The organism is Curtobacterium sp. PhB191 (assembly GCF_004346515.1).
Classification (GTDB): domain Bacteria; phylum Actinomycetota; class Actinomycetes; order Actinomycetales; family Microbacteriaceae; genus Curtobacterium.
Genome location: NZ_SMBV01000008.1, coordinates 182,655 through 207,786, shown reverse-complemented (window position 1 = coordinate 207,786; position 25,132 = coordinate 182,655). Strand labels below are relative to the sequence as shown.

Here is a 25,132-nt window from a genome sequence, read left to right as displayed (position 1 = left end):
CAGGGCCTGCTCAACCACGACGACTCCGGCCTGACCCTGAAGGCCGGCGACACCACCGTCACGCTCGAGAACTTCGTCGTGAACCCGGGCTCCTCGAAGCTCTACGGTGACGTCCTGGTCAACGGCAAGGTCGCCGCGTCCAACGCGTTCCTGTTCGAGCTCTGGGGCGGTTCCCTCAAGCCCCTCCAGCTCGAGGGCGACAACGCCATCCTGACCGGCACCACCGTCCACGTCTCCGAAGACGCCGCCGGCCTGCTGAACAAGACCTTCGGCACCGACGCCGTCAAGCGCGGCCTCCTCGTCGGCACCGCCACCATCACCGCACAGATCAAGTAACACCCCGCACCACCGCACCACACGTGAAGGGCCGCCCCGGGCAACCGGGACGGCCCTTCACCACGTTCAGCAGCACCCGCCTACCATCGAGCAGATGCCCGCTCCCCGCTCGACCGTGACCGACGACCAACCGGGGCCCGACGACTTCATCCGCGTCCGCGGCGCCCGTGAGCACAACCTGCAGGACGTCGACGTGGACATCCCGCGCAACCGCATCGTCGCCTTCACCGGCGTCTCCGGCTCCGGCAAGTCCTCGCTCGCGTTCGGCACGGTGTTCGCCGAGGCACAACGCCGCTTCCTCGAGTCCGTCGCTCCCTACGCCCGACGGCTCATCGCGCAGGGGTCGACGCCGCACGTCGAGTCGATCACCGGCTTGCCACCCGCCGTGGCCCTGCAGCAGCGCCGCGGTGCTCCGAGCAGCCGTTCGACCGTCGGCACGCTGACGACCCTGTCGAACTCGATGCGCATGCTGTTCTCCCGCGCCGGCACCTACCCGCCCGGAGCCGACCGGCTCGAGTCCGACTCGTTCTCGCCGAACACCGTCGCCGGAGCGTGCCCGCGCTGCCACGGACTCGGCATCGCCCACGAGGTCACCGAGGCCTCGGCCGTCCACGACCCGTCGTTGAGCATCCGTGACGGCGCGATCACGGCGTGGCCCGGGGCCTGGCAGGGCAAGAACCTGCGCGACGTCACGGCGGTGCTCGGCTACGACATCGACGTGCCGTGGCGTGCGCTCTCCCGACAGGACCGCGACTGGTTGCTGTTCACCGAGGAGCAGCCGGTGGTCCAGGTCCACCCGAAGCGCGACCGCGTCGCGAAGCCGTACAAGGGGCGGTTCTGGAGCGCACGCCAGTTCGTGATGCACACCCTCGCCGACTCGCAGAGCGAGACGCAGCGGACCAAGGTGCTGCAGTTCGTCGAGTCGGGTCCGTGTGGCCTCTGCGGCGGGACCGGCCTGACCCGGGCCGCGCTCGCGGTGACGGTCGGCGGCCACTCGATCGCCGACCTGAACGGCCTGCCGCTCACGGCGCTGGCCGACGTCCTGCGCCCGATCGCCACCATCACGGACGCCAGCGCTGCCACCTCACGCGCCTCGTCCGGCGAGCACACCGAGGTCGCGGTCGCGATCTCGCGCGACCTGCTCACACGGGTCGAGGTGCTCGTCGGCCTGGGCCTCGGGTACCTCGCGCTCGACCGGGCCACCCCGACCCTCTCCCCCGGCGAGACGCAGCGCCTGCGCATCGCGACGCAACTGCGCTCCGGCCTGTTCGGTGTCGTCTACGTGCTCGACGAACCGAGCGCTGGCCTGCACCCGGCCGACGCCGAGTCCCTGGTCGAGGTCCTCGACGACCTGCGTGCCGGCGGCAACAGCGTCTTCGTCGTCGAGCACGACATGAGCATCGTGCGGCGGGCGGACTGGATCGTCGACGTCGGCCCGGGTGCCGGGTCCGGCGGGGGCACCGTCCTGTACAGCGGCCCCGTCGACGGCCTCGCCGACGTCGAGGCATCGGTCACCCGACGGTTCCTGCACCCGCGCGACCGTGCCGACGGTGAGCGCACCGTCCGGACCCCCGTCGGGACCCTCGAGCTGCGCGACCTCACCCTGCACAACTTGCAGGACCTGGACGTCGACCTGCCGCTCGGGGTGCTCACCGCGGTCACCGGCGTCAGCGGCTCCGGCAAGTCGTCGCTCGTCGGCGGGGTCCTGCCCGGCGTGGCGACGTCGCACCCGCTCGTCGACCGCGTCGTGCAGGTCGACCAGAAGCCGATCGGCCGCACCCCGCGTTCGAACCTCGCCACCTACACCGGGCTCTTCGACGCCGTGCGTGCCGCGTTCGCCGCGACCGACGACGCGAAGGCCCGCGGCTGGACCGCCAGCCGCTTCTCGTTCAACGTGGCCGGCGGCCGGTGCGAGGTGTGCCAGGGCGAGGGCTCGGTGTCGGTCGAGCTCCTGTTCCTGCCGGGCAGCTGGGCGCCCTGCCCGGAGTGCCACGGTGCGCGCTACAACGACGAGACCCTCGAGGTGCGGTGGGACGGTGCGTCGATCGCCGACGTCCTGGGCATGACCGTCGACCAGGCGGCCCCCTTCCTGGCATCGCTGCCGGCCGCTGCCCGCGGGCTCGAGGCCCTGCGCCAGGTCGGCCTCGGCTACCTGCGGCTCGGACAGCCCGCTCCGGAGCTGTCCGGCGGCGAGGCCCAGCGCATCAAGCTCGCGACCGAGCTGCAACGCGCGCGCACCGGGCACACGCTCTACCTGCTCGACGAACCGACGACGGGCCTGCACCCCGCCGACGTCGAGCTGCTGACCGCACAGCTCGCACGCCTCACCGACGCCGGCAACACCGTCGTCGTGGTCGAGCACGCCATGGACGTCGTCGCGAGTGCGGACCACGTCATCGACATGGGGCCCTCCGGTGGCGAGGACGGCGGCCGCGTCGTCGCCACCGGCACCCCCGCCCAGGTCGCGGCGTCCGCCGAGAGCCGGACCGCGCCGTACCTGCGGGAGCAGCTCGGGCACTGATCGCGCCCACCCGCGGACGGACGGGGCCTGTGGCGGGCCCGCACCGCGCCTCCCGACCGCCGGTGCGTGTGCATGTTCCGACGTTCCACGCGTCGATCAACCGGTGCCCTGTCGCATGATGCACACGCATCTGCTGCGTGTGCATGTTCCGACGTTCCACGCGTCGATCAACCGGTGCCCCGTCGCATGATGCACACGCATGCACCGCACACGCCAACGCACCGCACACGCACGCGCACACGCACGCACACGCACGCAGCAGCGCCCGCCGGGACGGATCCCGACGGGCGCTGCTGGTGGTGCGGACTAAGCCCGACGGAAGCGGCGGGCGATGGTGAGCCCGACGCCCGCGAGCATCAGCAGGATCGCGAAGGCGATCACCGGGGCCGGGTCGCTACCGGTGTAGGCGAGCGTCCCGTTCGGGCCGGTACCACCCGCGCCACCGGTGCCGGCGGTTGCCAGGCGGACGGTGAACGTCACCGGGTCGGATGCCGCCGAGGTGCCGTCTGCGCCGGTCTGGGTGGCGGTGATGGTCACCGTTCCCGGGCCGAAGCCGACGATCGGGGTGCACTTCCAGGTGCCGTCCGCCGCGACGACCGCGGTGCAGACGACGACCGTGCCGTCGGTGACCGTGACGGTCGCGCCGGGCTGACCGGTGCCGGTGATCGGCGGGTTGGGCGTCGTGACGGTGCCACCGTCCGTCGGCGAGGTGATCACCGGCGGCGGGGTCGTCGTGGTCGACGCGGGGTTGTAGGTGTAGACGAGCGGGTCGGACGTGCCACCCGGGGTCGTCACCGTGACCTCGACGTCACCGGCAGCGTGCGCCGGGGTCGTGAAGGTGAGCGTCGTGCCGTCCGCCGACACGCTGTCCGGCGTGATCGGGTCGGAACCGTCCACCGAGACCGTGGAGTCGTCGGTGAAACCGGTGCCCGTGACGGTCACGACCGTGCCACCCGCGGCCGGACCGTTGTCAGGGTCCAGCTCGGAGATCGTCGGGACCGCGGCCGGGGCCGGGTTGTACGTGTACGGCAGCGGCGCCGAGGTGCCGGAGCCGTTGGTGACGGTCACGGGGACCGCACCGGCGGTGTGCGCCGGCGTCGTGAACGTCAGCTCGGTGCCGTCGTCCGACACGCTGTCCGGCGTGATCGGGTCGGAACCGTCCACCGAGACCGTCGAGTCGTCGGTGAAGCCCGTGCCGGAGACCGTGACGACCGTGCCACCGGTGACCGGACCGTTGTCGGGGTCCAGCGCCGTCAGCGTCGGAGCCCCGGCGGGTGCCGGGTTGTAGGTGTACGTCAGCGGGTCCGAGGTCCCGGCGTCGGTCGTGACCGTCACGTCGACGGGACCGGCGACGTGCGCCGGGGTCGTGAACGTCAGCTCGGTGCCGTCGTCGGAGACCGACTCCGGGTCGATCGGGTCGGACCCGTCGACCGAGACGGTCGCGTCGTCGGTGAACCCGGTGCCCGTGATGGTGACGAGGGTGCCGCCGCCGACCGGCCCGTTGTCGGGGTCGAGCGTCGTGAGCGTGGGTACCGCTGCGGGAGCCGGGTTGTACGTGTAGTCGAGCGGGTCGGATTCACCGGCGGGCGTGGTGACCGTGACGTCGACCGTTCCGGCGTCGTGCGCCGGCGTGGTGAAGGTCAGCTCGGTGCCGTCGTCCGAGACGGAGTCCGCCGCGATCGGGTCGGAACCGTCGACCGACACCGTGGCGTCGTCCGTGAAGCCCGTCCCGGTGACGGTGACGACCGTGCCACCGGCGACCGGCCCGTTGTCCGGGTCGAGCGTCGTGATCGTCGGGACCGCAGCCGCGTCGTCGGTGTAGGTGAAGTCGAGCGGGTCGGATTCACCGGCGGGCGTGGTGACCGTGACGTCGACCGTGCCGACGACGTGCGCCGGCGTCGTGAAGGTCAGCTCGGTGCCGTCGTCCGAGACGGAGTCCGCCGCGATCGGGTCGGAACCGTCGACCGACACCGTGGCGTCGTCCGTGAAGCCCGTCCCGGTGACGGTGACGACCGTGCCACCGGCGACCGGCCCGTTGTCCGGGTCGAGCGTGGTGATGGTCGGGACCGCGAGCGGACCGGCGTTCGGGCCGACCGCAGCCGAGGCGAGGTTGACGACGGCGGTGCCGGCGGCCGGCACCAGTGCGACGCGCAGGGCACGCTGGGTGAAGACGCCGTCGGCGCTGGTCTCCTGCACGTTGGCCTGCAGCGACACGACGGTCGTCAGGGCGTTGGCGAGGGGCGTGATGACCGTCTCACCGAGGCCGGCGACGACCTGGTTGATCGGGGCGACGACCTGCGCGATGACCGGGTTCACGACGTCGAGGAGCTGACCGATCGGCAGCGGGAGCCCCGCCACCGTGACGGTGAGCCCGCGGAGCGACTGGGTGAGCTGGGTCACGACCCCCTGCAGCGCGGTGGTGACCGCCGGCAGGAGCTGGGTCGTGAGTGCCTCCGTGATGTACGGCAGCAGCTCGGTGTTCGCCGGCAGGTTGTTGATGTCCAGGCCGGCGTTCGTCAGCACTGCGGCGACGTCGACCGTGATCGCACCGGTCTGCAGGTTCGCCGTGATCGAGCCGTCGGCGCTGGTGACGTCGCCGGTGGCCGAGTCGAGCACCGTGACGAGGTCGGGCAGGCCCTGGACCTGCACGAGCGGGCCGAGGGCGTTCAGGGTGTCCTCGACGCCGTCGACCGTCGGCTGGAGCGTGCCGAGGGTGGTGCGGAGACCGGAGACGGTGGTGCCGAGCGCGGGGCTCGTCAGCGACAGGTCGAGTCCGGCGATGCCGTAGTCGCCCGTCTGCGCACCGTCCGGGCCGGCTGCCTGCGCAGCGGTGGCCGACACGGCGCCGACCTCGAGCTGGGCGTTCGCGAGGGCGCCCGCCAGGTCGGCCCCGATGAGACCCGACAGGTCGAGCGTGGCGTTGGACTGCGGGACGCCGTCCTGGCCGCCGACGCCGATCCCGCCGGTGTTCGTCACCGCGCCGGACGCGGCGACGGAGCTGCCGTCGGCGTTGGCGGCGGCGTACTGGTTGACGGCACCGAGGGTGAGGATGCCGTTGTTCCCGAGCAGGTTGAGGCCCCCGCCCAGGTTGACGTTGACCGCGTTGAGTGCGGTGACGTCGAGCGGGTGGACGTCGGTGTCCGTGGCCCCACCGGTGTTGACCGCGTCCGCCGGGGTCACGGTGAGGATGTCGTCGAGGTTCAACCCGAGCGCGGAGCCGCTGAGGAAGCGCCCCTGCCCGGTCGACGCGACGGGCGCTGCCGTCGCGGGGGCGGCGGCGAGGATGCTGCCGCCGGCGCCGAGGAGCGCTGCGGTGACGATCGCGACGCCCTTGCTCCGGCCTGACCATCGGGTGGAAGTGGACGCCCGTGGGTCTTTCTGGGCGCGCTCGAGTACTCCAAGCCTCATGTGGCTTCGCTCCTGATCCTGGTGCTGGTCCGGCAGTTGGTGATGCTGCCTGCAGCTGTGGTGTGTTTCCGATGAGCGTAACCCTGAACGGGTGCACAAGACCATCACCCCCGAACGGGGGCCTGCGCTCTACGGATGCGGATGCCGATGCGGATGCCGATGCAGAACGCCGGTGCACGACGCGGTCAGATCTCGACGGCGCGGTCAGATCTCGACGTCGCTGCCCATCGTCACGGTGCGCTGCGCCGGGAGACCGAAGCGTGCCGCGGGGTCGGCGGCGTTGTGGGCGAGGCCGACGAAGAGCTTCTTCCGCCAGGCCACCATCCCCCGGTTGCCGGGCATCGGACGGAGGGCCCCGCGGGAGATGAAGTAGGACGCCCGGAGCACTTCCTCCGGGTCGATGTCCAGGACCTCGGCCAGGCAGGCGGCGTGCAGGGCCTTCGGCAGGTCCTGGTCGTCCGAGAACCCGAACTTCACCGTGATGTGGTCGATGCCGTCGTCCTCGTAGCCGAGGTCGTCGCGGTGGAACGCCTTCGCGTGCGGGACGTGCGGCACGTTGGCGGTGAGCACCGAGACGATCAGGACGGTCCGGTGCACCACGTGGTTGTGCTCGACGTTGGCCCGGAGCGCCAGCGGCGTCGTCTCCTTGTTCGGGTGCGGGAAGACCGCCACCCCGGGCACCCGCGGGATGTGCTCGTGGTTGATGCGGTCGATGAAGTCGGCGAGCGACCCTTCGCGCTCCTTGCGTTCCTCCTGCACGAGCGCCCGGCCACGGCGCCACGTCGTCATCACCGTGATCACCGCCAGGGCGATGAGGAGCGGCACCCAACCACCGTGGATGATCTTCGACAGGTTGCCGGCGAGGAAGGTCAGCTCGAGGCCGCCGAACGCCACCGCCGCGACCACGAGCTTCCAGGTCGCCCACTTCCACAGCGGGCGGACGACGAGCAGGAGCAGGAGCGTGTCGACGACCAGAGCTCCGGTGACGGACACCCCGTACGCGGTGGCCAGGTTCGCCGACGACCGGAACGCGAGCATGATCGCGAGCACGCCGATGAACAGCAGCAGGTTGACCGCGGGCAGGTAGATCTGCCCGCTCTCCCGCCGCGAGGTCTGCCGGATCGTGAGCGGCGGCAGCAGCCCGAGCTGGACCGCCTGGCGGGTGAGCGAGAACGCCCCGGAGATGACGGCCTGGCTCGCGATCACCGTCGCGAGCGTCGCCAGCACCACCACGGGCAACCGCAGCGCGTCCGGGAACAGCAGGAAGAACGGGTCCTTCGCCGCCGACGGGTCGCGCAGCACCAGCGACGCCTGCCCGAGGTAGTTGAGGACGAGCGCCGGGAACACCACGAAGAACCAGGCCTTCAGGATCGGCGACCGTCCGAAGTGCCCCATGTCGGCGTAGAGCGCCTCCGCACCGGTGATGACGAGCACCACCGCCCCCATCGCCACGAACGTGATGTACGGGTGCGCGAAGGCGAACGAGATCGCCCACGTCGGCGAGAGCCCCTGCAGGACGCCGGGGTGCTCGAGGATGTGCGGGACGCCGGCGGCGGCGATCACGACGAACCAGAGCAGCATCACCGGGCCGAACAGGTTGCCGACCTTGCCGGTGCCGAAGCGCTGCACCGCGAACAGCACGACCAGGATGACCGCGGCGATCGGCACGATCAGGTGCTCGACGGACGGCGCCGCGGTACCGAGCCCCTCGACCGCCGACAGCACCGACACCGCCGGGGTGATCACGGAGTCGCCGTAGAAGAGCGAGACCCCGACGATGCCGATCACCAGGAAGATCACCGCGCCACCGCGACGCTTCGCGTAGAGCCGGCGGGCCAGGGCGGCGAGCGCCATCACCCCGCCCTCGCCGTCGTTGTCGGCGCGCATCAGGATCAGCACGTACTTGATCGAGACGATGATCGTGATGCTCCAGAACATCATCGAGATGACGCCGTAGACGTCTTCCTGGTTCGCCTTCACCAGGCCGTCGTCGATCGTGAACACGGTGCGCAGGGCGTAGAGCGGACTCGTCCCGATGTCGCCGAACACGACGCCGAGTGCGGCGAGCGCCAGGACGGCGACGCCCTTGCGCGGGCCGTGGCCACCGTCGTCGGTGGCCTCGGTCGTGGGGGTGGTGTGGTCCGTCGGCTTCGACGGTTCCGTCGGGGTCTCGGAGCGGGTCTCGGTCACGCTCGGCACTTCCGTCTCCGGCCGTCCGGGCGACGGCCGCCGCTCATCATCGCACCGTGCGCGGGATGCGCTCGCAGGTGGCGCACATGCGTGCGCACCGTGGCTCTCGACGTGCGCCGGGGGCGGACGGGAGGCCCGTGGCGGGCCCGCACCGCGCCTCCCGTCCGACGGTGGGCCGGGTCCACATCCGCGAAAGCGACAGCGTGCCGCGAACTGTTCGCGGAGATCTGTCGCGATGCCGGACCGAACGGTGCCCCGTGCCGCAGGACTGTCGCTTTCGCGGGCCGGGTCTCAGGGACGCAGGCCGCGCACCAGGTCGTGGACCACGCGGGCGGCGCGCGCCGCGGCGCCGTCCAGGTGCTCGCGGAACTCGGCACCGTCGGGGGCGCAGAGGTCGCTGATGCAGCGGACCGACACGAACGGCATGTCGTGCACGTGGGCGAACTGGGCGATGGCGGCCGACTCCATGTCGACCGCGGCCACGTCGGGGAAGGCGTCGCGGAGTGTCCGGGCGCGCCCCTCGGTGACGAAGACCTCGCTCGAGCCGATCGTCGCCGAGCGCAGCGGCCAGGCGATGTCGGCGGCCATCGCCAGCTCGACCAGTCGGGCGTCCGGGGCGTACCCGGTCGGCATGCCGGGCACCTGGCCGAGGGCGTAGCCGAACGCGGTGGCGTCCGCGTTGAGGTTGACGTACCGGTCGCCGACGACGACGTCACCGATCGCGATGCCGTGCATGAGGCCGCCGGCGGTCCCGACGCTGATCACGGGGATGCCGGGTCCGAAGTCGTGGAAGCCGTGTGCCACGGCGGCCGTCGCGTTCGTGAAGCCGATGCCGCTGCGGCGGACGGCCACGGTGGCGCCGCCGATGTCGAGCAGCTGGTGCGGGTCGTGGCCTCCGACGGGGCCGTCGAGGATCGGGACCCCGCCGAACAGGTCGGCGAAGGCGGAGACCTCTTCGCTCATGGCCGCGATGATGATCGCGACGGGCGTCTGTTCCTGCACTGATCGATCCTCGCACGGCGAGGACGCGACGGCTGCCAGCGACGGCTGCCGGCTACCGCTGCCAGCTACCGCTGCCGGCTACCGCTGCCGGGCGAGCTCCTCGGCGACGAACGCGGCCATCGCGTCGGCGCCGAAGTGGTCGTCGGCGGTGATCGTGACCACGGTGTCGCCGTCGGGGTGGTCGTCGAACAGCAGCATCTGCCCGTACGCGCCGTGCAGCCGCCACAGCTGCCCCGGACCGCCCCATCCGGCCATCGCGTAGCGGTGGTACCCGGGTCCGGTCCCCTCGCGCTCGACCCAGTCGGAGTGCATCGCGTCGCACCAGCGGGCGCCGACGATGCGCTGCCCGTCGACCACGCCACCGTCGCGGATGAGCCGACCGAGGCGCGCGAGTTCCTCGGTCCGGAGCGCCAGTCCTTCACCGGCGGCGACGTACCCGTTCGGGCAGCGCAGCCACTCGACGTCCTCGATGCCGAGCGGGTCGAACAGGCGTCGGGACACGAACGCGCCGACGTCGCCGACGCGGGTCTCGAGCACGCGCATGGCCGTGTAGGTGCTGACGTTGGCGTACTGGAACACGCGACCCCGCGAGGGCCGCCGCAGGAACTCGGCCGCCAGGTCCGGCCAGTCGGTCAGCTCGGTCGCCGACCAGGGCATGTCGATCCCGCTCGTCATCGTGAGCAGGTGCCGGAGGGTGACCTGGTCCGCGCCGTCCCCGAACTCGAACCCGGGCAGCGATGCGGCGATCGGTTCGTCGACGTCCACCAGACCCGCGTCGGCGGCGATCCCGGTGGCGAGCACGCAGATGCCCTTGGCCGCGGAGTGGATCTCCTCGCGCGCGTCGGGCGTCCAGCGGTGCTCGGCGACGTCGTCCGCGGTGCCGCCACCGGTGCGGACGTGCAGGCCGTGGGCGCCGAAGCCGGTGTCGTCGACCTGCCGGACGATCGCGTCGAGGATGGTGGTCGCGGTGGTCACACCGCCATCCTCTCGCGAGTCGCGGCACGGCCAGCAGCCGGACGCGTGTCCCACGGGATCCCTAGGGTCGAGGGATGACCTCCGCGACCCCTGCCGTCATCGCGCTGCTCGTCGGGTCCGCGATCGCGATCGCCGGACTGGTGCCGTGGGCAGCGCTGCAGTACCGACGCCGGGGCACCCTCGGCGTCGGCAACGCGGTGCTGGCGTTCGCCACCGTCGTCTACGGGCTCGCCCTCGTCACGTACACGCTCCTGCCCCTGCCCGACACCAGCGAGGTCGCGGCGATCTGTCGCGCCGCCTCCGGACCGCAGCTGACGCCGTTCGCGTTCGTCGGGGACATCGCGAAGGAGGGCGGGCTCTCCGGCCCCCGGTCCCTGCTCGCGAACCCGGCCGCGGCGCAGGTGGTCTTCAACGTCATCCTGTTCGTCCCCCTCGGCATGCTCGTGCGGCACGTGTTCCTGCACGGACGGTTCCTGGCCGGTGTGGTCGTCGGGACCGTCGCCGGGTTCCTGGTCTCGCTGCTCATCGAGTGCACGCAGCTGACCGGCGACTGGTTCCTGTACCCGTGCTCGTACCGGCTGTTCGACGTCGACGACCTGCTCGCGAACACCACCGGAGCACTCGTCGGCACGCTGGTCTCCCCCGTGCTCTGGGTGCTCGTCCGGCACCGGGGCGAGCCGTCGTCGGATCTGCCCCGCCGGGTGACGATCTGGCGCCGCGGGTTCGGGATGTTCTGCGACCTGCTCGCCATGGTGCTGACCACCGGCGCGCTGGTGTCGATCACGAGCCTGTCGTTCGCCCTCGCCGGGCAGGACCTCAACTCCACGCTCGCACGGGTCCTGCTCGCCACGCTGCCCTTCGTCGCACCGGCGGTCCAGCTGGTGGTGGTGCTCGCGTCCGGGCGCACGCTCGGCGAGGCAGTCGTCCGGCTCCGACCGGAGCCGCGGCCGACGGCCTGGCAGCGCCTGGTGCGGTGGGCCGCGGGCTCCGGCGGGTGGGCGACGGCCACCGCCGCCGCGTTGCCCTTCACCGGCCTGCTGGCGTTCGCTCTCGCCGTCGCAGCCGTCATCGGGCTGTTCGCCACCCGAGGGCGGCGCGGGTTCGCGAACGTGCTGGCGCGGGTGGATGTGGTGGACGAGCGCGCGGCACGGGAAGGCTCGACTGAGAGAAGTTAGCGAACCGATGGCGTTGGTTCTATATTCGTCGTAAGTGTTACCAACGCGAGCGGAGATGAACGGTTGAGCGACCCTTCCGGTGGTCCCGAGCGCCCTCGGTGGCCTGCCCTGCAGGATGAACAGCGCTCATGGCACACCGTGGAGGACGACGGCGGCACATCCCGACGCGCTCGCCTGGCAGCACGTGGACCGTACACCGCTGCCGTCGTGCCGACCATCGCCACCACGAGCGTCCGAGTGTCCCCGGACGTGCTCGCGGACGCCGCAGAGGCAGCGGTCGCGATCGGACGGTTCGACGCGGAACTCGGTTCGTCCGTCCTGCCGTTCGCGTCCATGCTGCTCCGCAGCGAGTCCGCGTCGTCGTCCCAGATCGAGAACCTGACCAGTGGCGCGCGCGCGATCGCCGAGAGTGAGCTCGGTGAGCGCACGAGCGGGAACGCGGCGCTGATCGTCCGCAACGTCCGTGCGATGCAAGCCGCCCTGGCGCTCCGCGACCAGATCGACGAAGCCGCGGTGATCGAGATACACGAAGCACTGCTCTCCGATTCGGCGCCGCAGATGACGGGCCGGTTCCGCCAGCAGCAGGTGTGGATCGGTGGCACGGAGTTCAGTCCGCACGAAGCGGCCTTCGTGCCGCCGCACCACAGCCGCGTCGGCGATTCGATGGCCGATCTGGTCGGGTTCGTGCGGCGGCTCGACGTCCCGGCGCTCGCGCACGCGGCGATCGCGCACGCCCAGTTCGAGACGATCCACCCGTTCCTCGACGGCAACGGACGCACCGGCCGGGCACTGGTGCACGCGATGCTGCGGCAAGCCGGTGTGACGAAGAACATCGCCGTCCCCGTGTCCGCGGGGCTGCTCCACGACGTCGATGCGTACTACGAGGCGTTGACGGCCTACCGCGCCGGCGACGTCGACGCCATCGTGCGGGCGTTCACCCAGGCGGCCTGGTTCGCGGTCGCCTCGGGCAGACGACTCGCCTCCGACGTCAGCGCCGTGCGTGCCAGCTGGGCCGACGCCACTTCGGATCTCCGCTCCGACAACCGAGCGCGAGCCCTGGTCGACCTCGTGATCGAGCATCCGGTCCTCAACGCCGGTCTCGTCCAGGATCGTCTCGGTGTCGCTGCGCCGACCGCGTACCGTGCCGTCGAGACCCTGGTGCAACGCGGCGTCCTCCGACCGGCGAACTCGAAGCAACGCAACCGGATCTGGATCGCCGAAGCACTCATCGAGGCGCTGGAGGCCTTCGCGGCTCGCGCCCTGCGGCGCGGTCCGGCACAGCGCCCCTGAACCGTCGACCAAGCGGACTGGAGGCACGTGGCGCGCCCGCCACGTGCCTCCAGTCCGATGACCCGGCGCTACTGCGATCGCAGTACGTGCGCAGGTCGCCGTCTTGGTCAGATGGTTCCGTCCCGAGCCGCCCGTGCTCGTGACGTGAGGAGCACCATGCGCACCGTCGTCGTCACCGGCCCCGGATCCGTCGAGATCCGCGACGAGCCCGTCCCCGAGGTCGGCCCCGCCGACGTCCTGATCGCCGTCAAGGCGTGCGGGGTCTGCGGCTCCGACGCCTTCTACGCCGCGCGCGGCGGCATCCCGCCGCGTGAGGGGCACACGCCCCTCGGGCACGAGGTCGCCGGAGAGGTGGCCGCCGTCGGCGACGCGGTCGAGGGCATCGCCGTCGGCGACCACGTGGTGGTGAACCCGATGGGCGACCCACGCGGGATCATCGGCAACGGCGGCCCCACCGGCGGGCTCTCCGAGTTCCTGCTCGTCGAGCAGGCCGTGCTCGGCACCAGCATCGCCCTGGTCCCGAAGGAACTGCCCTGGCAGGTGGCCGCGCTCAACGAGCCGATGGCGGTCGCCCTGCACGCCGTGAACCGGACCGCGCCGCAGCCGGGCGACACGGTCGTCGTGTTCGGTGCCGGCCCGATCGGGCTGGGCGCCGTGATCAGCTACAAGGCGCTCGGCGTCGGGCACGTGGTCGTCGTCGACGTGATCGCGTCGCGGCTCGAGAAGGCCCTGCTCGTCGGAGCCGATGCCGTCGTGAACTCGGCGGACGAGCCACTCGACGAGCGCCTGATCGCCCTGCACGGCGAAGCACGGGACGGCGTGGGGCACGGCGGGAAGTCCGGCACCGACGTCTGGCTCGACGCCGCCGGGGTGCCGGCCACCGTGCAGACGGCGCTGCGCCTGGCGAAGCACCGCGCGACGATCGGCGTCGTGGCCGTGCACAAGCGGCCGGTGGAGGTCGACTTCGGTGACCTGCTGGCCGTCGAGCCGACGATCGTGACCGCGATGGGGTACCCGACCGAGATCTTCGACGTCACCGAGCACATCATCGCGAACCCCGAGGCGTACGCGCAGATCGTCAGCGACGTCTTCCCGGCGAGCGACGTGCTCGACGCCCTCCGGGTGGCTGCGACCCCCGGGGCGGCCGACAAGGTCGTCGTCACGTTCGACTGATGCCGGTGACCAGGAAGGTCGCCGTGCAGTACGCCGTCACGGTGTGGCGGGATCGGCCGCGGCGCGGGCTCGTGCTCGCCGTGCTGTCGGTGCCGAGCAGCCTCGTGATGGCGGGGTGGAAGGTCGTCCTGTTCTGCTCGGCCCCCTCGTTGTTCCTCGCCGCGACCGTGGTCTTCACGCTCGGGGTCGCGGCCGCGAAGGTCTGGGCCGTCCGTCGGCACCGGCTGTCGTTCGCGTTCGATGCGGCGAGCGGCGACCGGATGCGGTTCCGGCAGGCCGGACACCGGTGGATCGGGGGTGCGGTGACCGCGATGTCGGTCGTGTTCGTCGGGTGCAGCGTGCCGATGCTCGTCGGGCGGGCGCACCCCGTGCACTACGACCAGTGGGTGGCGATCGTCATCGCGGCGGCGACGTTCGCGGAGCTGGGCATCGGGGTCTGGGGTGCGGTGACCGCGCGCAAGGACGGGGAACCACTCGTCGAGGCGACGAAGCTCGTGAACGTCGCCGCCGCGGTGGTCCTGCTCGTGCTGACCCAGTCGGCACTGCTCTCGTTCGCGGGAAGCGCCGAGGACGCTGCTGCGTCCACGGGTGCGAGCGGGGTGTTCCTCGGCGGTGTGGCTGCGGTGATCGGGCTCGCGATGGCGCTGCGACGGTTCCCGGAAGCGCCGGCGCCTGGGCCGGCACCGACCTCAGTCGACCAGGCCGGCCTGGAACGCGAACGCCACGAGTTGAGCCCGGTCGCGGGCGTCGACCTTCGCCATGGCCCGGTTCACGTGGGTCTTGACCGTGAGTGGTGAGAGGAAGAGCTCGGCGCTGATGGCGTCGATGCCCTGACCTCGGCTGACCATCACCACGACGTCGCGCTCGCGAGCGGTGAGGGCCTCGAAGCGCCGGGTCATCTCCGGGTCGACGGAGGACGCGGGGGTGCGGGCGACCTGTCCGATGAGCGCCGCTGCGGCCGCCGCGGACAGCGCCCCTCCGCCCGCTGCCACCTCCTCGATCGCCGCGACGAGCTCTGCGGGCCCCGCGGCCTTGCTGAGGAACCCGTTCGCCCCGGCACGCAGCGCCGCGAAGACGAGTTCGTCCTGGTCGAAGGTCGTCAGCATGACGATGCGCACCTGCTCGGCGGTGCGCTCGGCGCGGATCCGTCGGGTCGCCTCGACCCCGTCGATGCCCGGCATCCGGATGTCCATCATGATGACGTCCGCCGGGACCGACAGCGCCGTCTGCACCGCGACGAGCCCGTCCCCGGCCTCGCCGACGACCTCGATGCCGTCCTGGCGGTCGAGGATCGCACGGAGCCCCAGTCGGATCATGTCCTGGTCGTCGACCAGGATCACTCGTGTGGTCATCGTGCTCCGTTCGCGGTGGGCAGGCGGACGCGGACGACGAACAGCACGCCGTCCGCCGCGGACTGGACGGACCCTCCGACGGCGGCGACGCGCTCGCGCATGCCGACCAGACCGAGCCCGCTGCTCCGGCCTGCGACGGGGTCGCTCGCCGGGGTCCGCCGGCGGGGGTTGCGGACCTCGAGCACCAGGTCGTCACCGGCGCGGGCGAGGGTGACGGTCGTCCGGCCCTCGCCGTGTCGGTGGGCGTTGGTGAGCGACTCCTGCACCACCCGGTAGACCGTCACACCGATCGGCACGGAGACCGGGCCGACGTCGTCCAGTCGGGCATCGACGTCGAGGCCGATCCGTTCGTACGACGCGATGAGTCCGGGGAGCTGCTCGATGCCGGGGGCCGGAGCCGTCGGGTCGTCGAGGTCGGCGCCGCTGCCCGACGCCGAACGGAGCACCGTCAGGACGTGCTGGGTCTCCGTCAGGACGTTCCGCACGCCGTCCCGGGCGGCATCCAGCGCACGCCGGGCCTCGTCGGCCCCGGCGGGCAGGGTGACCTCGGCGACCCCGAGCTGCATGCTGACCACCGCGATCTCGTGCCCGATGACGTCGTGCAGGTCCCGCGCGATCCGGACGCGTTCCTCGGCCACGCGGCGCTCGGCCTCGAGTTCCCGCGTCGCGACGGCATCGGCGGCGCGCTGTTCCAACGACGCCCGGTACTGGTGCTGCACCCGCAGCCCCGAACCGATGGCCGCCGCGGCGACGACGGAGATGAGGGCGCCGAGGGCGGTCGGTACCGCACCGCCCTCCCCCGGCGCGAGCAGCGTGCCGATGACCACGCCGGGAGCGACGATCGCCGCGGCGCGGACCGGGTGCCCCTGCCGCGAGGACACCGCGAACAGCAGCAGCACCGCGCAGCTCCAGGTCACGATCGGCGACCACCCGGACAGGCCACCGAGCACCGGCGCGACCGTGGCGAGCCCGAGCGCCGTCCAGGGTGTCCACGGCGCCGCGACGACGGCGAGCACGGTCGCGGCGACCGCGATGCCGGGCCCCGGGCCGGCATCGGCCGCGACCACCCGACCAGACTCGATCGCGCACGCGAGCAGGACAACGGCGGCCGTGCCGCGGAACACCCAGCGGTCGTCCGGACGCCACGAACCCCAGGTCGCTCGCAGTCGCCGCATGCACTCATCCTGTCGTGCGGGTCAGCGGTCCGGCTACTGCGAACGCAGTAGTCGGGGGTACCACCGATCGGGGACCTGCCCGCGGCCCGTCCCCGGGACGATCGACACCAGGCCGGAACGATCCGGCACCGACCGGAGGACCCACCATGACGCTGACGAACACCGCCGCTCCCGCTGCCACCGCGTACGACTACTGCACCGTCGACGTCCCGCGCGGCAAGGACGCCCTGTACGCGGACACCTACCGCAACTTCGGCTGGACGTCCGACGGCTCGGACCGGACGGGCGCACTGAACCGCCGGCGCACCCTCGGCCTCCGCCGCGACCGTGCCGTCCGCTCCGTCGAACTGACCGAGCTCCAGCAGAACGCCGAGACCGCCCTGGCCACGATCGACTCGCTCGAACGCTCCCGCACGACCGCGGCGTCGGTGGTCGCGTACGCGCTCGGCGCGATCGGCAGCGTCCTGCTGGCCGCTTCGGTGTTCGCCGTGCAGGACACCGTGGCGGTCCCCGACCTGCTCGGCGGGCTCGACCCGGTCACGGTGTTCCTCGTCGGGGCTGGTGGGCTGGTCAACTGGGCGATCGCTCCCGTGGCCTTCCAGCTCGTCCGCGCGGCGCGCACCAAGCGGATCCGTCCGGCCGTCGACCGCCAGTTCGACGTCGTCTACGGCGCGTGCGAGGCGGCCAGTCGCCGCCGGACCGCCTGAGCGCGGGCCGAGCCCGATGACGAACACCATCGCCCGGGAAGACGCGGTCCTGCACGCGCCGGTCCCCCGCCACATGGAGACCCGGGTGCTGTACGCACCGACCGCGTTCGTGCCGCTCCACCGGCACACCCTGGAGCAGTTCGGCTGGACTGTGACCGTGCAGGGCGGACGGCTCGGCACGACGTCCCTGCTGCTCCAGCGGCTGCGCACCCGGCCAGACCCGGCACGACCGCTGCTCGAGCGTCGTGCCGAGCGGGCGCTGGCCCGGATCGCCGCCCTCGAGCAGCAGCCGGCCCGGTTGGCTGGTGTGGTCGCCACCGCGGGTTCCGCGGTCGCCGTGCTGGCGGTCGCGCTCGGCGGTCTGCTCGCCCTCGGCGGGGACCCGACGCTCGTGCCGGTCCTCGTCGGTGCCGGCGTGTGGATCGCCGCCGTGGCCGCTGCGCCCGGCATCCGGTCGTGGCGCACCGAGCGGAACCAGACCGCACTCAGCCGGGAGTACGCCGCGATCGACGCGTGCACGCACCCGGCCGACGGGTCGTGACGGCGGCTGAGCCCCGCGCACAGCGCACACACGACGGCCCGGTGGGATCCCCACCGGGCCGTCGTGTGTGCCGGAACCGACGGGTCAGTCCGCCAGACGGATCGCCAGGGCCGGGCAGACCGCCGCGGCGTGACGCACCGCCTCGACCTGGTCGTCGGCGACCTCGTCGGTCAGCAGGACGGCGATCCCGTCCTCGTCCCGTTGGTCGAACACGTCCATCGCGGCCATGACGCACTGGCCGCTGGCGACGCACTTGTCCTGTTCGAGGATGACCTTCATGACTCGTTCCCTCCGGTGGTCGAACTCGCGCTCGTGGTGGTGTGGTGGTCGACGGGGCACCAGGTGACGGGGAGCTCGTACACCCCGTAGACGGCGCCGTCGTGCTTGAACGGGACCTCGTCGAGCGGGACCGCGCGAGCGAGGGTGGGGATCCGACGGAACAGCGTCGGGTACACGACCTGCAGTTCGACCCGCGCGAGCGGCTGGCCCAGGCACTGGTGCACGCCGAACCCGAACGCCACGTGGTTCCGCGGGTTGCGGGTCAGGTCGAGCCGGTCCGGGTCCGGGTAGACGTCCGGGTCCCGGTTCGCCAGGTCCGTCGCGACGATCACCCCGTCACCGGCGCGGATCGTGGTGCCGGCGACGTCGAGGTCCTCGGTCGCCACGCGCTTGCGTCCGTCGTGCGTGATGGTCAGGTAGCGCAGGAGTTCCTCCACCGCCGAGGCGACCAGCGCCGGTTCGGGGTCGTCGAGCAGGCGGTCGCGCTCGTCCGGGTGCTCGAGCAGGGCGAGCGTGCCGAGGGCGATCATGTTCGCGGTCGTCTCGTGCCCGGCGATGAGCAGCAGGATCCCCATCTGCACGGCCTCGCCCTCGGTCATGTCGCCGGCGGTGACCCGCGCGGCGATGTCCGTGAGCAGGTCGTCGCCGGGTTCCGCCGTCTTGCGGCGGAGCAGCGACGTCAGGTACGCACCGAGCTCGCGGAACGCCTGCTGCCGTTCGTCGTCGGTCGTGGTGCGGCGGATGATGGTCTTCGAGTGCGCCTGGAACCGGTCGTGGTCCTCGTACGGCACGCCGAGCAGGGCGCAGATCACCAGGGACGGCAGCGGGAGCGCGAACGCCTCGACCAGGTCGACCGGGTTCGGGCCGGCGAGCAGCTGGTCGATCAGGTCGTCCGTGATCCGCTGCACCACGGGGCGGAGCGCCTCGATGCGTTTGATCGCGAACGGCGCGGTCACCATCCGCCGCAGCCGGGCGTGGTCCGGGTCGTCCATCAGGATGAAGGACAGCCCGCCGCCACCGCCCGAGGCGCTGGCGGAGGGGTACCCCGGGTTGGCCGCGTCGGCGCTGACGGACAGGCTCGACAGCACCTGCTTGCCCTCGTCGTAGCGGGTGACGAGCCACGGCTCGCGGCCGTCGGCCAGCGTCACGCGGTGGACGGGGCCGTCCTCCTGCAGCACGCGGGCCGCCGGCGGCGGGTCGAAGGGACACCCGGCGGTCCGCCGGTCCATCGGGAACGTGTCCGGTCGGTCGGCGGTGATCGGTGGGTCGGTCATGGTCTGCTCCTCTGTGTTCGGGTGACGGCCCCGGTCAGGCGACCGGAGCGGACGGCACCGGTCAGCCGACCGGTGCCGGGCTCTCGGCGGCAGGCACCGCAGGCGCGGGAGACGCCGCAGTCGCCGCTACCGGCACGTACCGGGGACGCAGGCGCATGCTGGCGGTCCGCGCCTGCTTCGGCATGCCCCACCCGAGCGCCCCGACCGCCTCACCGGCGCGTTCGGCCACGGCGACGAACCGGCCGTCCTCGGGGTGCCCGTCGACGACGGTGACCCGGTCGGCCGGGGTCATCTGCCCGAAGACCTGCACACGGGTGCCGTGCTGGTCCGTCCAGAAGTACGGCACCGGTGTGTACGGCACGCGGCGCCCGAGGACGTTGCCGGCGACGACCTGCGCCATCTCGGTCGCGTTCGTGCGGTTCTCGAGCCGCATCGAGCGCCCCGCGCCGACGTGGTGGAAGCGGGCGACGTCGCCCACGGCCCAGACGCCGGGCGCAGCGGCTCCGAACGCGTCGCAGTCGATGCCGTCCGTGACCTCCAGGCCGGACGCCTCGAGCCACCCGGTCGTCGGGCGGGACCCCACGGCGACGACGACGGCGTCGGCCGGACGGCTCGGGCCGTCGACGAACTCCACCGTGTCCACGCGACCGTTCCGGCCGCGGACCCGCGCGGCGCGGACCCCGCCGAGCAACCGGATGCCGGCCGCCTCGTGCTGTGCCGCGAGGAACTGCGAGCCGAACCCGCCGAGCTGCCCGCACATCGGTGCACGGATGCTCCCTGCGAGCGTGACGTCCACGCCGACGGACGCGACGGTCTGTGCCACTTCGCTGCCGAGCACGCCGTTCCCGACGACCAGCAGCGGCCCCTGCAGCGTCTGCAGTCCCGCTCGGAGCCGGTCCGCGTCGGCCCGGGTGCGGAGGACGTGCACGCCATCGAGCCCGGCCCCCGGGATCGCACGCGGCGTGACACCGGTGGCGATGACGACGTGGTCGGCGGCCCGGGTGGTGCCGCTCGTCGTGGTCACGGTCCGGGTCGCGACGTCGAGGGCGACCGCGCGGTCCCCGAGGACGAACTCGGCGTCGAGGCCCGCGAGCTGCTCGGTCGAGCGGAGCACCAGGGCGTCCGCACCGATCTGCCCGGCCAGGTACTGCTTCGACAACGGAGGCCGGTCGTAGGGGTCCTCGGTCTCGCCGTCGAGCAGCGTCAGACGGCCGACGTGCCCGTGGCGGCGGAGCGCCTCGGCCGTCGCGACACCGGCAGCCGAGGCGCCGACGACGAGGACGGATGCGTGGGGATCGGTCCGAGGGACTCCGCTACTGGCCATGCTCCGAGCCTCGCCGGGCCCAGCAGTGCCGGACTACTCCGGGCGGACCGACCGGGATACCGCAGACGCAGTACGCACCGCGCCCGGCGATCGAGCACCCTGGACCGGTGACCCGCACCCGCACCGAACACACCGCCCTGATCGTCGTCGACCTGCAGGCCGGGACCGCGCCGTACCAGCGCACCCACCCCGTCGAGGCCGTCGTGGCCAACGTCGAGACCCTCGCCCGCGCCACCCGTGCCGCCGGCGGCACGGTGGTGTTCATCCGCCACGACCCCGCCACGACCCCGGCAGGCGCCACCCAGTACGGCGGCGGCCCCCGCCCGGCTCCGGTCGCCTACGGCTCCCTGCTGCTCGAACGGGCCGACGCCGACGGCAACCTGACCCGCGGCGGGTGGAGCGCCTTCGCCGGCACCGGCCTCGACGAGCGGCTGCGCGCCGACGGCGTCACCGAGGTGGTCGTGGTCGGCCAGGCGACGACCTTCGGCGTCGAGTCCACGGCTCGGGCCGCGTACGACCTGGGCTACGACGTCGTCCTCGTCGAGGACGCCACCAACGACCCGGACCCGGACGCCCACGCCGCCCGGTTCCGGTCGGTGTTCCCCGCCCTCGGCGTCGTCGTGCAGACAGCCGACCTGGCGGGGCCGGGCGCGGCCTGAGCGGCGACCGGGCGGCGGACGGGAGGCCCGTGGCGGGCCCGCCACCTGCCTCCCGTCCGTCACGTGCACCGTTCAGGGCCGACCCTGTAGGACGGACGGAGCCGAGCGCACGCTCGCCCCGACCCGACCCGAGGAGCACCCATGGCCGCGAAGACCATCGTCATCACCGGCGCCAGCGACGGCATCGGCGTCGCCGCTGCGCGGGAGCTCGTCCGCCGCGGGAACGAGGTCGTCGTGGTCGGTCGCAACCCCGCGAAGACCGAGCGGGTCGCCCGCGACCTCGGCGTCGACCACTTCGTGGCCGACTTCTCGGACCTGTCCGCCGTCCGGGGGCTCGCCGACGACCTGCTCGAACGCTGCCCCCGGATCGACGTGCTGGCCAACAACGCCGGCGGGATCTTCAGCGCGGGCCGCCAGGTCACCGTCGACGGTCACGAGCTGACGTTCCAGGTCAACTACCTGGCGCCGTTCCTGCTCACGGAGCTGCTGATGGACCGGCTCGTCGCGTCCGGGGGAACGGTCATCAACACCTCGAGCGTCGCGAACAAGCTCTTCGGCCGCGTCGACATCGACGACCTCGACGCCGAGCGGCACTTCCGGGCCACCAAGGCCTACGGCGACTCGAAGCTCGAACAGATCCTGTTCACCAAGGAACTCGACCGCCGGTACCGCGACCGGGGCGTGACGTCGACGGCGTTCCACCCCGGCACGATCAGCACCGGGTTCTCGAACGACAAGACCTCGCCGATGTACCTCGTGTACCACACGCCCCTGCGCCACGTGTTCCTGACGACCCCGGAGAAGGGCGCCGACACGCTGGTGTACCTGGCCGACAACACCCCCGGTCGCGACTACCCGACCGGCGAGTACTACGTGAAGCGCAAGGTAGCTGCGCCGAACGCGCAGGCCGAGGACGCCGACCTGGCCCGAGAGCTGTGGGACCGGAGCGTGGCGATGCTGCACGCAGTCTGACCGAGCGCGCTCCGCGTCGGTCGTCGGCGCGCTACGCGCCGGTCTCCGGCGCAGGGGTGACCGGCGGCTGCGCCTGCCGCAGGCCGGTGACCAGCAGCGTCACGATCGTCCGCACGTCGTAGTCCGGGTCCTGGGGGCTCCACGCGACCAGGTCGCCGACGGCGCGGAGCAGCTGGTACGGCGACACCGACGCGACCACCTCGCCCGACCCCCGTGCGGCGTCGAGCATGCGGCCGAGCACCGGGACGAGCTCGTCGACGAACAGCGTGTGCAGCGCGGTGAAGCCGTCGGCGTCGCCCTCCCACACCCGCGCCAGGCCGTGCTTCGTGCCGAGGAAGTCGACGAACTGGTGCACCCAGCGCAGGATCGCGTTGAACGACGTCGGCGCCGAGTCGAGCAGCACGGGGCCGGCCTCGGCCAGGGCCTCGATCTGGTGCCGGTAGACGGCGACGACCAGGTCCGAGCGGGTCGGGAAGTGCCGGTAGAGCGTACCCACCCCCACGCCGGCGGCGGCGGCGACCTCGCGCACCGGCGCACCGACGCCGGACGCAGCGAAGACACCGGCCGCGGCGTCGAGGATCGTCCGCTCGTTCCGTTCGACGTCGCGGCGACGCCGGGGCGGCGCGGTGTCGTTCGACGGCGCGGTGTCGTTCGACGGCGTGCTCATCCCCCGATCATCGCACGGCCTGCACCCGGAACGGAACGCCGATCCGTTTCGCTTGCAATCCGGAGCGCTGTTCCGTATCGTTCCGGAACGTTGCTCCGTTTCGAGCGACGACCGCTTCCGGAAGGACTCCCGATGTCAGCAACAGCACCGCTCCCCCAGGTGATCAGCGTGCGCCCCGTCACCCTGCCCGCGCCGTCACGCGGCCACGACCTCGAGGTCCGGATCACCGCCCCGATCACGGGCACCGAGCTGCCCGTGATCGTCTTCGCCCACGGCTTCGGGCAGTCGATGACCGGCGGCGATCCCCTCGTCGACCACTGGACCGCCAACGGGTTCGTCGTCGTCCAGCCCACGTTCCTCGACTCGACGAAGTACGGCCTGACGCTCGACGACCCGCGCTACCCGACGATCTGGCAGACCCGGGTCGACGACCTCGAGCGGGTCATCGACGACCTCGACGTCCTCGTCGCCGCCGTCCCCGGTCTCGCGGGACGTGTCGACCAGGCGAACCTCGCGGTCGCCGGGCACTCGTGGGGCGGCCAGTCCGTCGGCATGCTCCTCGGCGCCCGGGTGATCGGGTCGGACGGACAGCCGGGCGAGGACCGCACCGACCACCGCGTGCGTGCCGGGGTCCTGCTCTCCACCACCGGATTCGGTGGAGCCGACCTGACGCCGTTCGCGCAGGAGCACTTCCCCTTCATGAGCCCGGACTTCAGCCAGCTGCGCACCCCGTCGCTCGTCGTCGCCGGGGACCACGACCAGTCCCGGCTCTCCACGCGCGGGCCGGACTGGTTCACCGACGTGTACCACCACAGCCCCGGCGCCCGGCACCTGGTGACCGTGCACGGCGGGGAGCACCTGCTCGGCGGCATCCAGGACTACGCGTCCACCGCTACGACCGACGAGAGCCCGGAGCGCGTGGACCTGGTCCGCCGCACCACGACGGCGTTCCTCCGGACGGCGCTCGGGCTCGACGCCGACGCGTGGTCCGCGACGGCCGACGCCATCGCCGCTGCCGGAGCCGGCGACGCCGTCGGCCACACCGACGCAGTCGGCCACATCGAAGCCGTCGGCCACATCGACGCCGTCGGCCACATCGACTCGAAGGAGGACCACTCGTGATCACCGACCAGCACCCGCTCCCCACCCCCTTCACCGCATCGTCCACCGCCACCGACGTCCTCGACGGCGTCGACCTGACCGGCCGGGACGTCGTCGTCACGGGCGGTCACGGCCGCCTCGGACGCGAGACCAGCCGCGCCCTCGCAGCCGCCGGCGCCACGGTCACCGTCGCGTCCCGCGACACCGACCGCGCGAGCGCCGCCGTCGCCGGCATCCCCGGGGTCCGGGTCGAGCAGCTCGACCTGACCGACCCGGCGTCGATCGACGCCTTCGCCGCACACTGGACGGCCTCCGGGCGCCCGCTCCACGCCCTGGTCAACAACGCCGCGATGCTCTTCACGCCGGACCGGCGGCTCGACGCCCGCGGCAACGAGCTGTCGTTCTCGACGTCCCACCTCGGGCACTTCCGGCTCACGCGGGCGCTCCTCCCTTCCCTTCTGGAGGCCCGTGGTGCGCGGGTCCTGAACGTCACGTCCGGCGCCGCCCGCTTCGGGCAGATCCGGTGGGACGACCCGGCGTTCGCCAGCGGCTACGACGCCGCTGCGGCATACGGGCAGGCCAAGCGGGCGAACGTGCTGTTCGCGGTCGAGCTGGACCGCCGGTACGCCGACCGGGGCATCCGGTCGTTCGCCGCACACCCCGGAGTGATCATCGGCCCGGGTCCGCACGACGAGTCCCGGATCGCCTCGTACCGCGAGCAGGGGCTGGTCGACGAGGACGGTACGACCGTCGTCGATCCAGAGCGCGGTAAGAAGACGATCGAGCAGGGGGCGGCGACCCTCGTGTTCGGTGCCGCGAGCCCGCTGCTCGACGGCGTCGGCGGGGTCTACCTGAAGGACAGCGACGTCGCGGTGATCGACGACGAGGTCCGGCCGCTCACCGCGGACAGCATCCCGTCGGATGCCAACTCGGCGATGCTCGACGCCGACGACGCCCGGCGGCTGTGGGAGGTCAGTGTGCGGCTGACCGCGTGACGCCGTCGTGCCCGCT

At 72.4% G+C, this 25,132-nt stretch carries 21 protein-coding genes and 1 pseudogene; 12 read left to right on the top strand and 10 right to left on the bottom strand.

What is annotated here, in order from left to right; translation table 11 throughout:
• Positions 1-336, top strand: a pseudogene (locus EDF48_RS19180) (hypothetical protein); the annotation flags it as partial.
• Between the two features lie 94 nt (positions 337-430).
• Positions 431-2,857: an excinuclease ABC subunit UvrA gene (locus EDF48_RS14550; RefSeq protein WP_131847026.1), complete on the top strand. Its 2,427-nt coding sequence runs from the start codon at positions 431-433 to the stop codon at positions 2,855-2,857.
• 306 nt (positions 2,858-3,163) lie between these two features.
• Here the strand turns inward: EDF48_RS14550 and EDF48_RS14545 are convergent, their stop codons facing one another.
• The 4 genes from EDF48_RS14545 to EDF48_RS14530 form a co-directional block, all read right to left on the bottom strand.
• Complete coding sequence (locus EDF48_RS14545; protein WP_165932411.1) at positions 3,164-6,265, bottom strand: choice-of-anchor G family protein; 3,102 nt, start codon at positions 6,263-6,265, stop codon at positions 3,164-3,166.
• A 204-nt stretch (positions 6,266-6,469) separates the two neighbouring features.
• Positions 6,470-8,455: a potassium transporter Kup gene (locus EDF48_RS14540; protein ID WP_243698113.1), complete on the bottom strand. Its 1,986-nt coding sequence runs from the start codon at positions 8,453-8,455 to the stop codon at positions 6,470-6,472.
• Positions 8,456-8,746: 291 nt separating this feature from the next.
• Positions 8,747-9,457 (bottom strand): 5'-methylthioadenosine/S-adenosylhomocysteine nucleosidase, encoded by a 711-nt coding sequence (gene mtnN / locus EDF48_RS14535; RefSeq protein ID WP_123939135.1) that lies wholly within the window; start codon positions 9,455-9,457, stop codon positions 8,747-8,749.
• Positions 9,458-9,535: 78 nt separating this feature from the next.
• Complete coding sequence (locus tag EDF48_RS14530) at positions 9,536-10,432, bottom strand: serine hydrolase domain-containing protein (protein ID WP_131847022.1); 897 nt, start codon at positions 10,430-10,432, stop codon at positions 9,536-9,538.
• 74 nt (positions 10,433-10,506) lie between these two features.
• Here EDF48_RS14530 and EDF48_RS14525 point away from each other — a divergent pair, with 74 nt between their 5' ends.
• The 4 genes from EDF48_RS14525 to EDF48_RS14510 all read left to right on the top strand — a co-directional run bounded on the left by EDF48_RS14525 (position 10,507) and on the right by EDF48_RS14510 (position 14,867).
• Positions 10,507-11,607, top strand: a complete 1,101-nt coding sequence (locus EDF48_RS14525) for a VanZ family protein (protein WP_131847021.1) — start codon at positions 10,507-10,509, stop codon at positions 11,605-11,607.
• 207 nt (positions 11,608-11,814) lie between these two features.
• Positions 11,815-12,897, top strand: a complete 1,083-nt coding sequence (locus EDF48_RS14520) for a Fic family protein (RefSeq protein WP_243650110.1) — start codon at positions 11,815-11,817, stop codon at positions 12,895-12,897.
• Between the two features lie 156 nt (positions 12,898-13,053).
• Positions 13,054-14,070, top strand: a complete 1,017-nt coding sequence (locus tag EDF48_RS14515) for a zinc-binding dehydrogenase (RefSeq protein WP_131847019.1) — start codon at positions 13,054-13,056, stop codon at positions 14,068-14,070.
• On the top strand, positions 14,070-14,867 hold the full coding sequence (locus EDF48_RS14510) for a hypothetical protein (protein ID WP_131847018.1): 798 nt from the start codon (positions 14,070-14,072) through the stop codon (positions 14,865-14,867). Before EDF48_RS14515 ends, EDF48_RS14510 begins: the two co-directional genes overlap by 1 nt.
• Here EDF48_RS14510 and EDF48_RS14505 read toward each other — a convergent pair.
• Complete coding sequence (locus EDF48_RS14505; RefSeq protein WP_123293819.1) at positions 14,760-15,422, bottom strand: response regulator transcription factor; 663 nt, start codon at positions 15,420-15,422, stop codon at positions 14,760-14,762. The genes EDF48_RS14510 and EDF48_RS14505 overlap by 108 nt on opposite strands.
• The gene (locus EDF48_RS14500) at positions 15,419-16,597 is read right to left on the bottom strand and encodes a histidine kinase (protein ID WP_131880819.1); all 1,179 of its coding nucleotides are present in this window, start codon (positions 16,595-16,597) and stop codon (positions 15,419-15,421) included. The genes EDF48_RS14505 and EDF48_RS14500 overlap by 4 nt, the downstream gene beginning before the upstream one ends.
• 146 nt (positions 16,598-16,743) lie before the next feature.
• On the opposite strand from EDF48_RS14500, the gene EDF48_RS14495 reads away from it, so the two are divergent.
• Together EDF48_RS14495 and EDF48_RS14490 are read left to right on the top strand one after the other, a co-directional pair.
• Positions 16,744-17,304, top strand: coding sequence for a hypothetical protein (locus tag EDF48_RS14495; protein ID WP_131847016.1), 561 nt, complete (start codon positions 16,744-16,746; stop codon positions 17,302-17,304).
• Positions 17,305-17,320: 16 nt separating this feature from the next.
• Positions 17,321-17,845 (top strand): hypothetical protein, encoded by a 525-nt coding sequence (locus tag EDF48_RS14490; protein WP_131847015.1) that lies wholly within the window; start codon positions 17,321-17,323, stop codon positions 17,843-17,845.
• 84 nt (positions 17,846-17,929) lie between these two features.
• Here EDF48_RS14490 and EDF48_RS14485 read toward each other — a convergent pair whose 3' ends face one another.
• From EDF48_RS14485 to EDF48_RS14475, 3 genes are all read right to left on the bottom strand, one after another.
• Positions 17,930-18,124 carry a ferredoxin gene (locus EDF48_RS14485; protein ID WP_123293815.1) on the bottom strand — a complete coding sequence of 65 codons (195 nt, stop codon included), beginning with the start codon at positions 18,122-18,124 and terminating at the stop codon, positions 17,930-17,932.
• Positions 18,121-19,398: a cytochrome P450 gene (locus tag EDF48_RS14480; RefSeq protein ID WP_131880817.1), complete on the bottom strand. Its 1,278-nt coding sequence runs from the start codon at positions 19,396-19,398 to the stop codon at positions 18,121-18,123. The genes EDF48_RS14485 and EDF48_RS14480 overlap by 4 nt, the downstream gene beginning before the upstream one ends.
• 61 nt (positions 19,399-19,459) lie before the next feature.
• Positions 19,460-20,722 (bottom strand): FAD-dependent oxidoreductase, encoded by a 1,263-nt coding sequence (locus EDF48_RS14475; protein ID WP_131880815.1) that lies wholly within the window; start codon positions 20,720-20,722, stop codon positions 19,460-19,462.
• A gap of 107 nt (positions 20,723-20,829) precedes the next feature.
• Here EDF48_RS14475 and EDF48_RS14470 point away from each other — a divergent pair, with 107 nt between their 5' ends.
• Positions 20,830-21,381, top strand: a complete 552-nt coding sequence (locus EDF48_RS14470) for a cysteine hydrolase (protein ID WP_165932410.1) — start codon at positions 20,830-20,832, stop codon at positions 21,379-21,381.
• A 141-nt stretch (positions 21,382-21,522) separates the two neighbouring features.
• On the top strand, positions 21,523-22,353 hold the full coding sequence (locus EDF48_RS14465; RefSeq protein WP_131880810.1) for an SDR family NAD(P)-dependent oxidoreductase: 831 nt from the start codon (positions 21,523-21,525) through the stop codon (positions 22,351-22,353).
• Positions 22,354-22,384: 31 nt separating this feature from the next.
• Here EDF48_RS14465 and EDF48_RS14460 read toward each other — a convergent pair whose 3' ends face one another.
• A complete protein-coding gene (locus EDF48_RS14460) occupies positions 22,385-23,020 on the bottom strand; it encodes a TetR/AcrR family transcriptional regulator (RefSeq protein WP_131880808.1) in 636 nt (211 codons plus the stop codon).
• 132 nt (positions 23,021-23,152) lie between these two features.
• On the opposite strand from EDF48_RS14460, the gene EDF48_RS14455 reads away from it, so the two are divergent.
• Both EDF48_RS14455 and EDF48_RS14450 read left to right on the top strand, forming a co-directional pair.
• A complete protein-coding gene (locus tag EDF48_RS14455) occupies positions 23,153-24,142 on the top strand; it encodes a chlorophyllase (RefSeq protein WP_131847009.1) in 990 nt (329 codons plus the stop codon).
• Positions 24,139-25,116 (top strand): SDR family NAD(P)-dependent oxidoreductase, encoded by a 978-nt coding sequence (locus tag EDF48_RS14450; RefSeq protein WP_131847008.1) that lies wholly within the window; start codon positions 24,139-24,141, stop codon positions 25,114-25,116. Before EDF48_RS14455 ends, EDF48_RS14450 begins: the two co-directional genes overlap by 4 nt.
• Positions 25,117-25,132: the final 16 nt, after the last annotated feature.

Excerpts from the sequence above, each read along its gene's own strand:
- EDF48_RS14495 (WP_131847016.1), top strand. The coding sequence starts at position 16,744 with ATGACGCTGACGAACACCGCCGCTCCCGCTGCCACCGCGTACGACTAC.
- EDF48_RS14460 (WP_131880808.1), bottom strand. The coding sequence starts at position 23,020 with ATGAGCACGCCGTCGAACGACACCGCGCCGTCGAACGACACCGCGCCG.
- EDF48_RS14510 (WP_131847018.1), top strand. The coding sequence starts at position 14,070 with ATGCCGGTGACCAGGAAGGTCGCCGTGCAGTACGCCGTCACGGTGTGG.
- EDF48_RS14545 (WP_165932411.1), bottom strand. The coding sequence starts at position 6,265 with ATGAGGCTTGGAGTACTCGAGCGCGCCCAGAAAGACCCACGGGCGTCC.
- EDF48_RS14490 (WP_131847015.1), top strand. The coding sequence starts at position 17,321 with ATGACGAACACCATCGCCCGGGAAGACGCGGTCCTGCACGCGCCGGTC.
- EDF48_RS14485 (WP_123293815.1), bottom strand. The coding sequence starts at position 18,124 with ATGAAGGTCATCCTCGAACAGGACAAGTGCGTCGCCAGCGGCCAGTGC.
- EDF48_RS14480 (WP_131880817.1), bottom strand. The coding sequence starts at position 19,398 with ATGACCGACCCACCGATCACCGCCGACCGACCGGACACGTTCCCGATG.
- EDF48_RS14500 (WP_131880819.1), bottom strand. The coding sequence starts at position 16,597 with ATGCGGCGACTGCGAGCGACCTGGGGTTCGTGGCGTCCGGACGACCGC.
- EDF48_RS14465 (WP_131880810.1), top strand. The coding sequence starts at position 21,523 with ATGGCCGCGAAGACCATCGTCATCACCGGCGCCAGCGACGGCATCGGC.
- EDF48_RS14550 (WP_131847026.1), top strand. The coding sequence starts at position 431 with ATGCCCGCTCCCCGCTCGACCGTGACCGACGACCAACCGGGGCCCGAC.
- EDF48_RS14525 (WP_131847021.1), top strand. The coding sequence starts at position 10,507 with ATGACCTCCGCGACCCCTGCCGTCATCGCGCTGCTCGTCGGGTCCGCG.
- EDF48_RS14505 (WP_123293819.1), bottom strand. The coding sequence starts at position 15,422 with ATGACCACACGAGTGATCCTGGTCGACGACCAGGACATGATCCGACTG.
- EDF48_RS14475 (WP_131880815.1), bottom strand. The coding sequence starts at position 20,722 with ATGGCCAGTAGCGGAGTCCCTCGGACCGATCCCCACGCATCCGTCCTC.
- EDF48_RS14455 (WP_131847009.1), top strand. The coding sequence starts at position 23,153 with ATGTCAGCAACAGCACCGCTCCCCCAGGTGATCAGCGTGCGCCCCGTC.
- EDF48_RS14515 (WP_131847019.1), top strand. The coding sequence starts at position 13,054 with ATGCGCACCGTCGTCGTCACCGGCCCCGGATCCGTCGAGATCCGCGAC.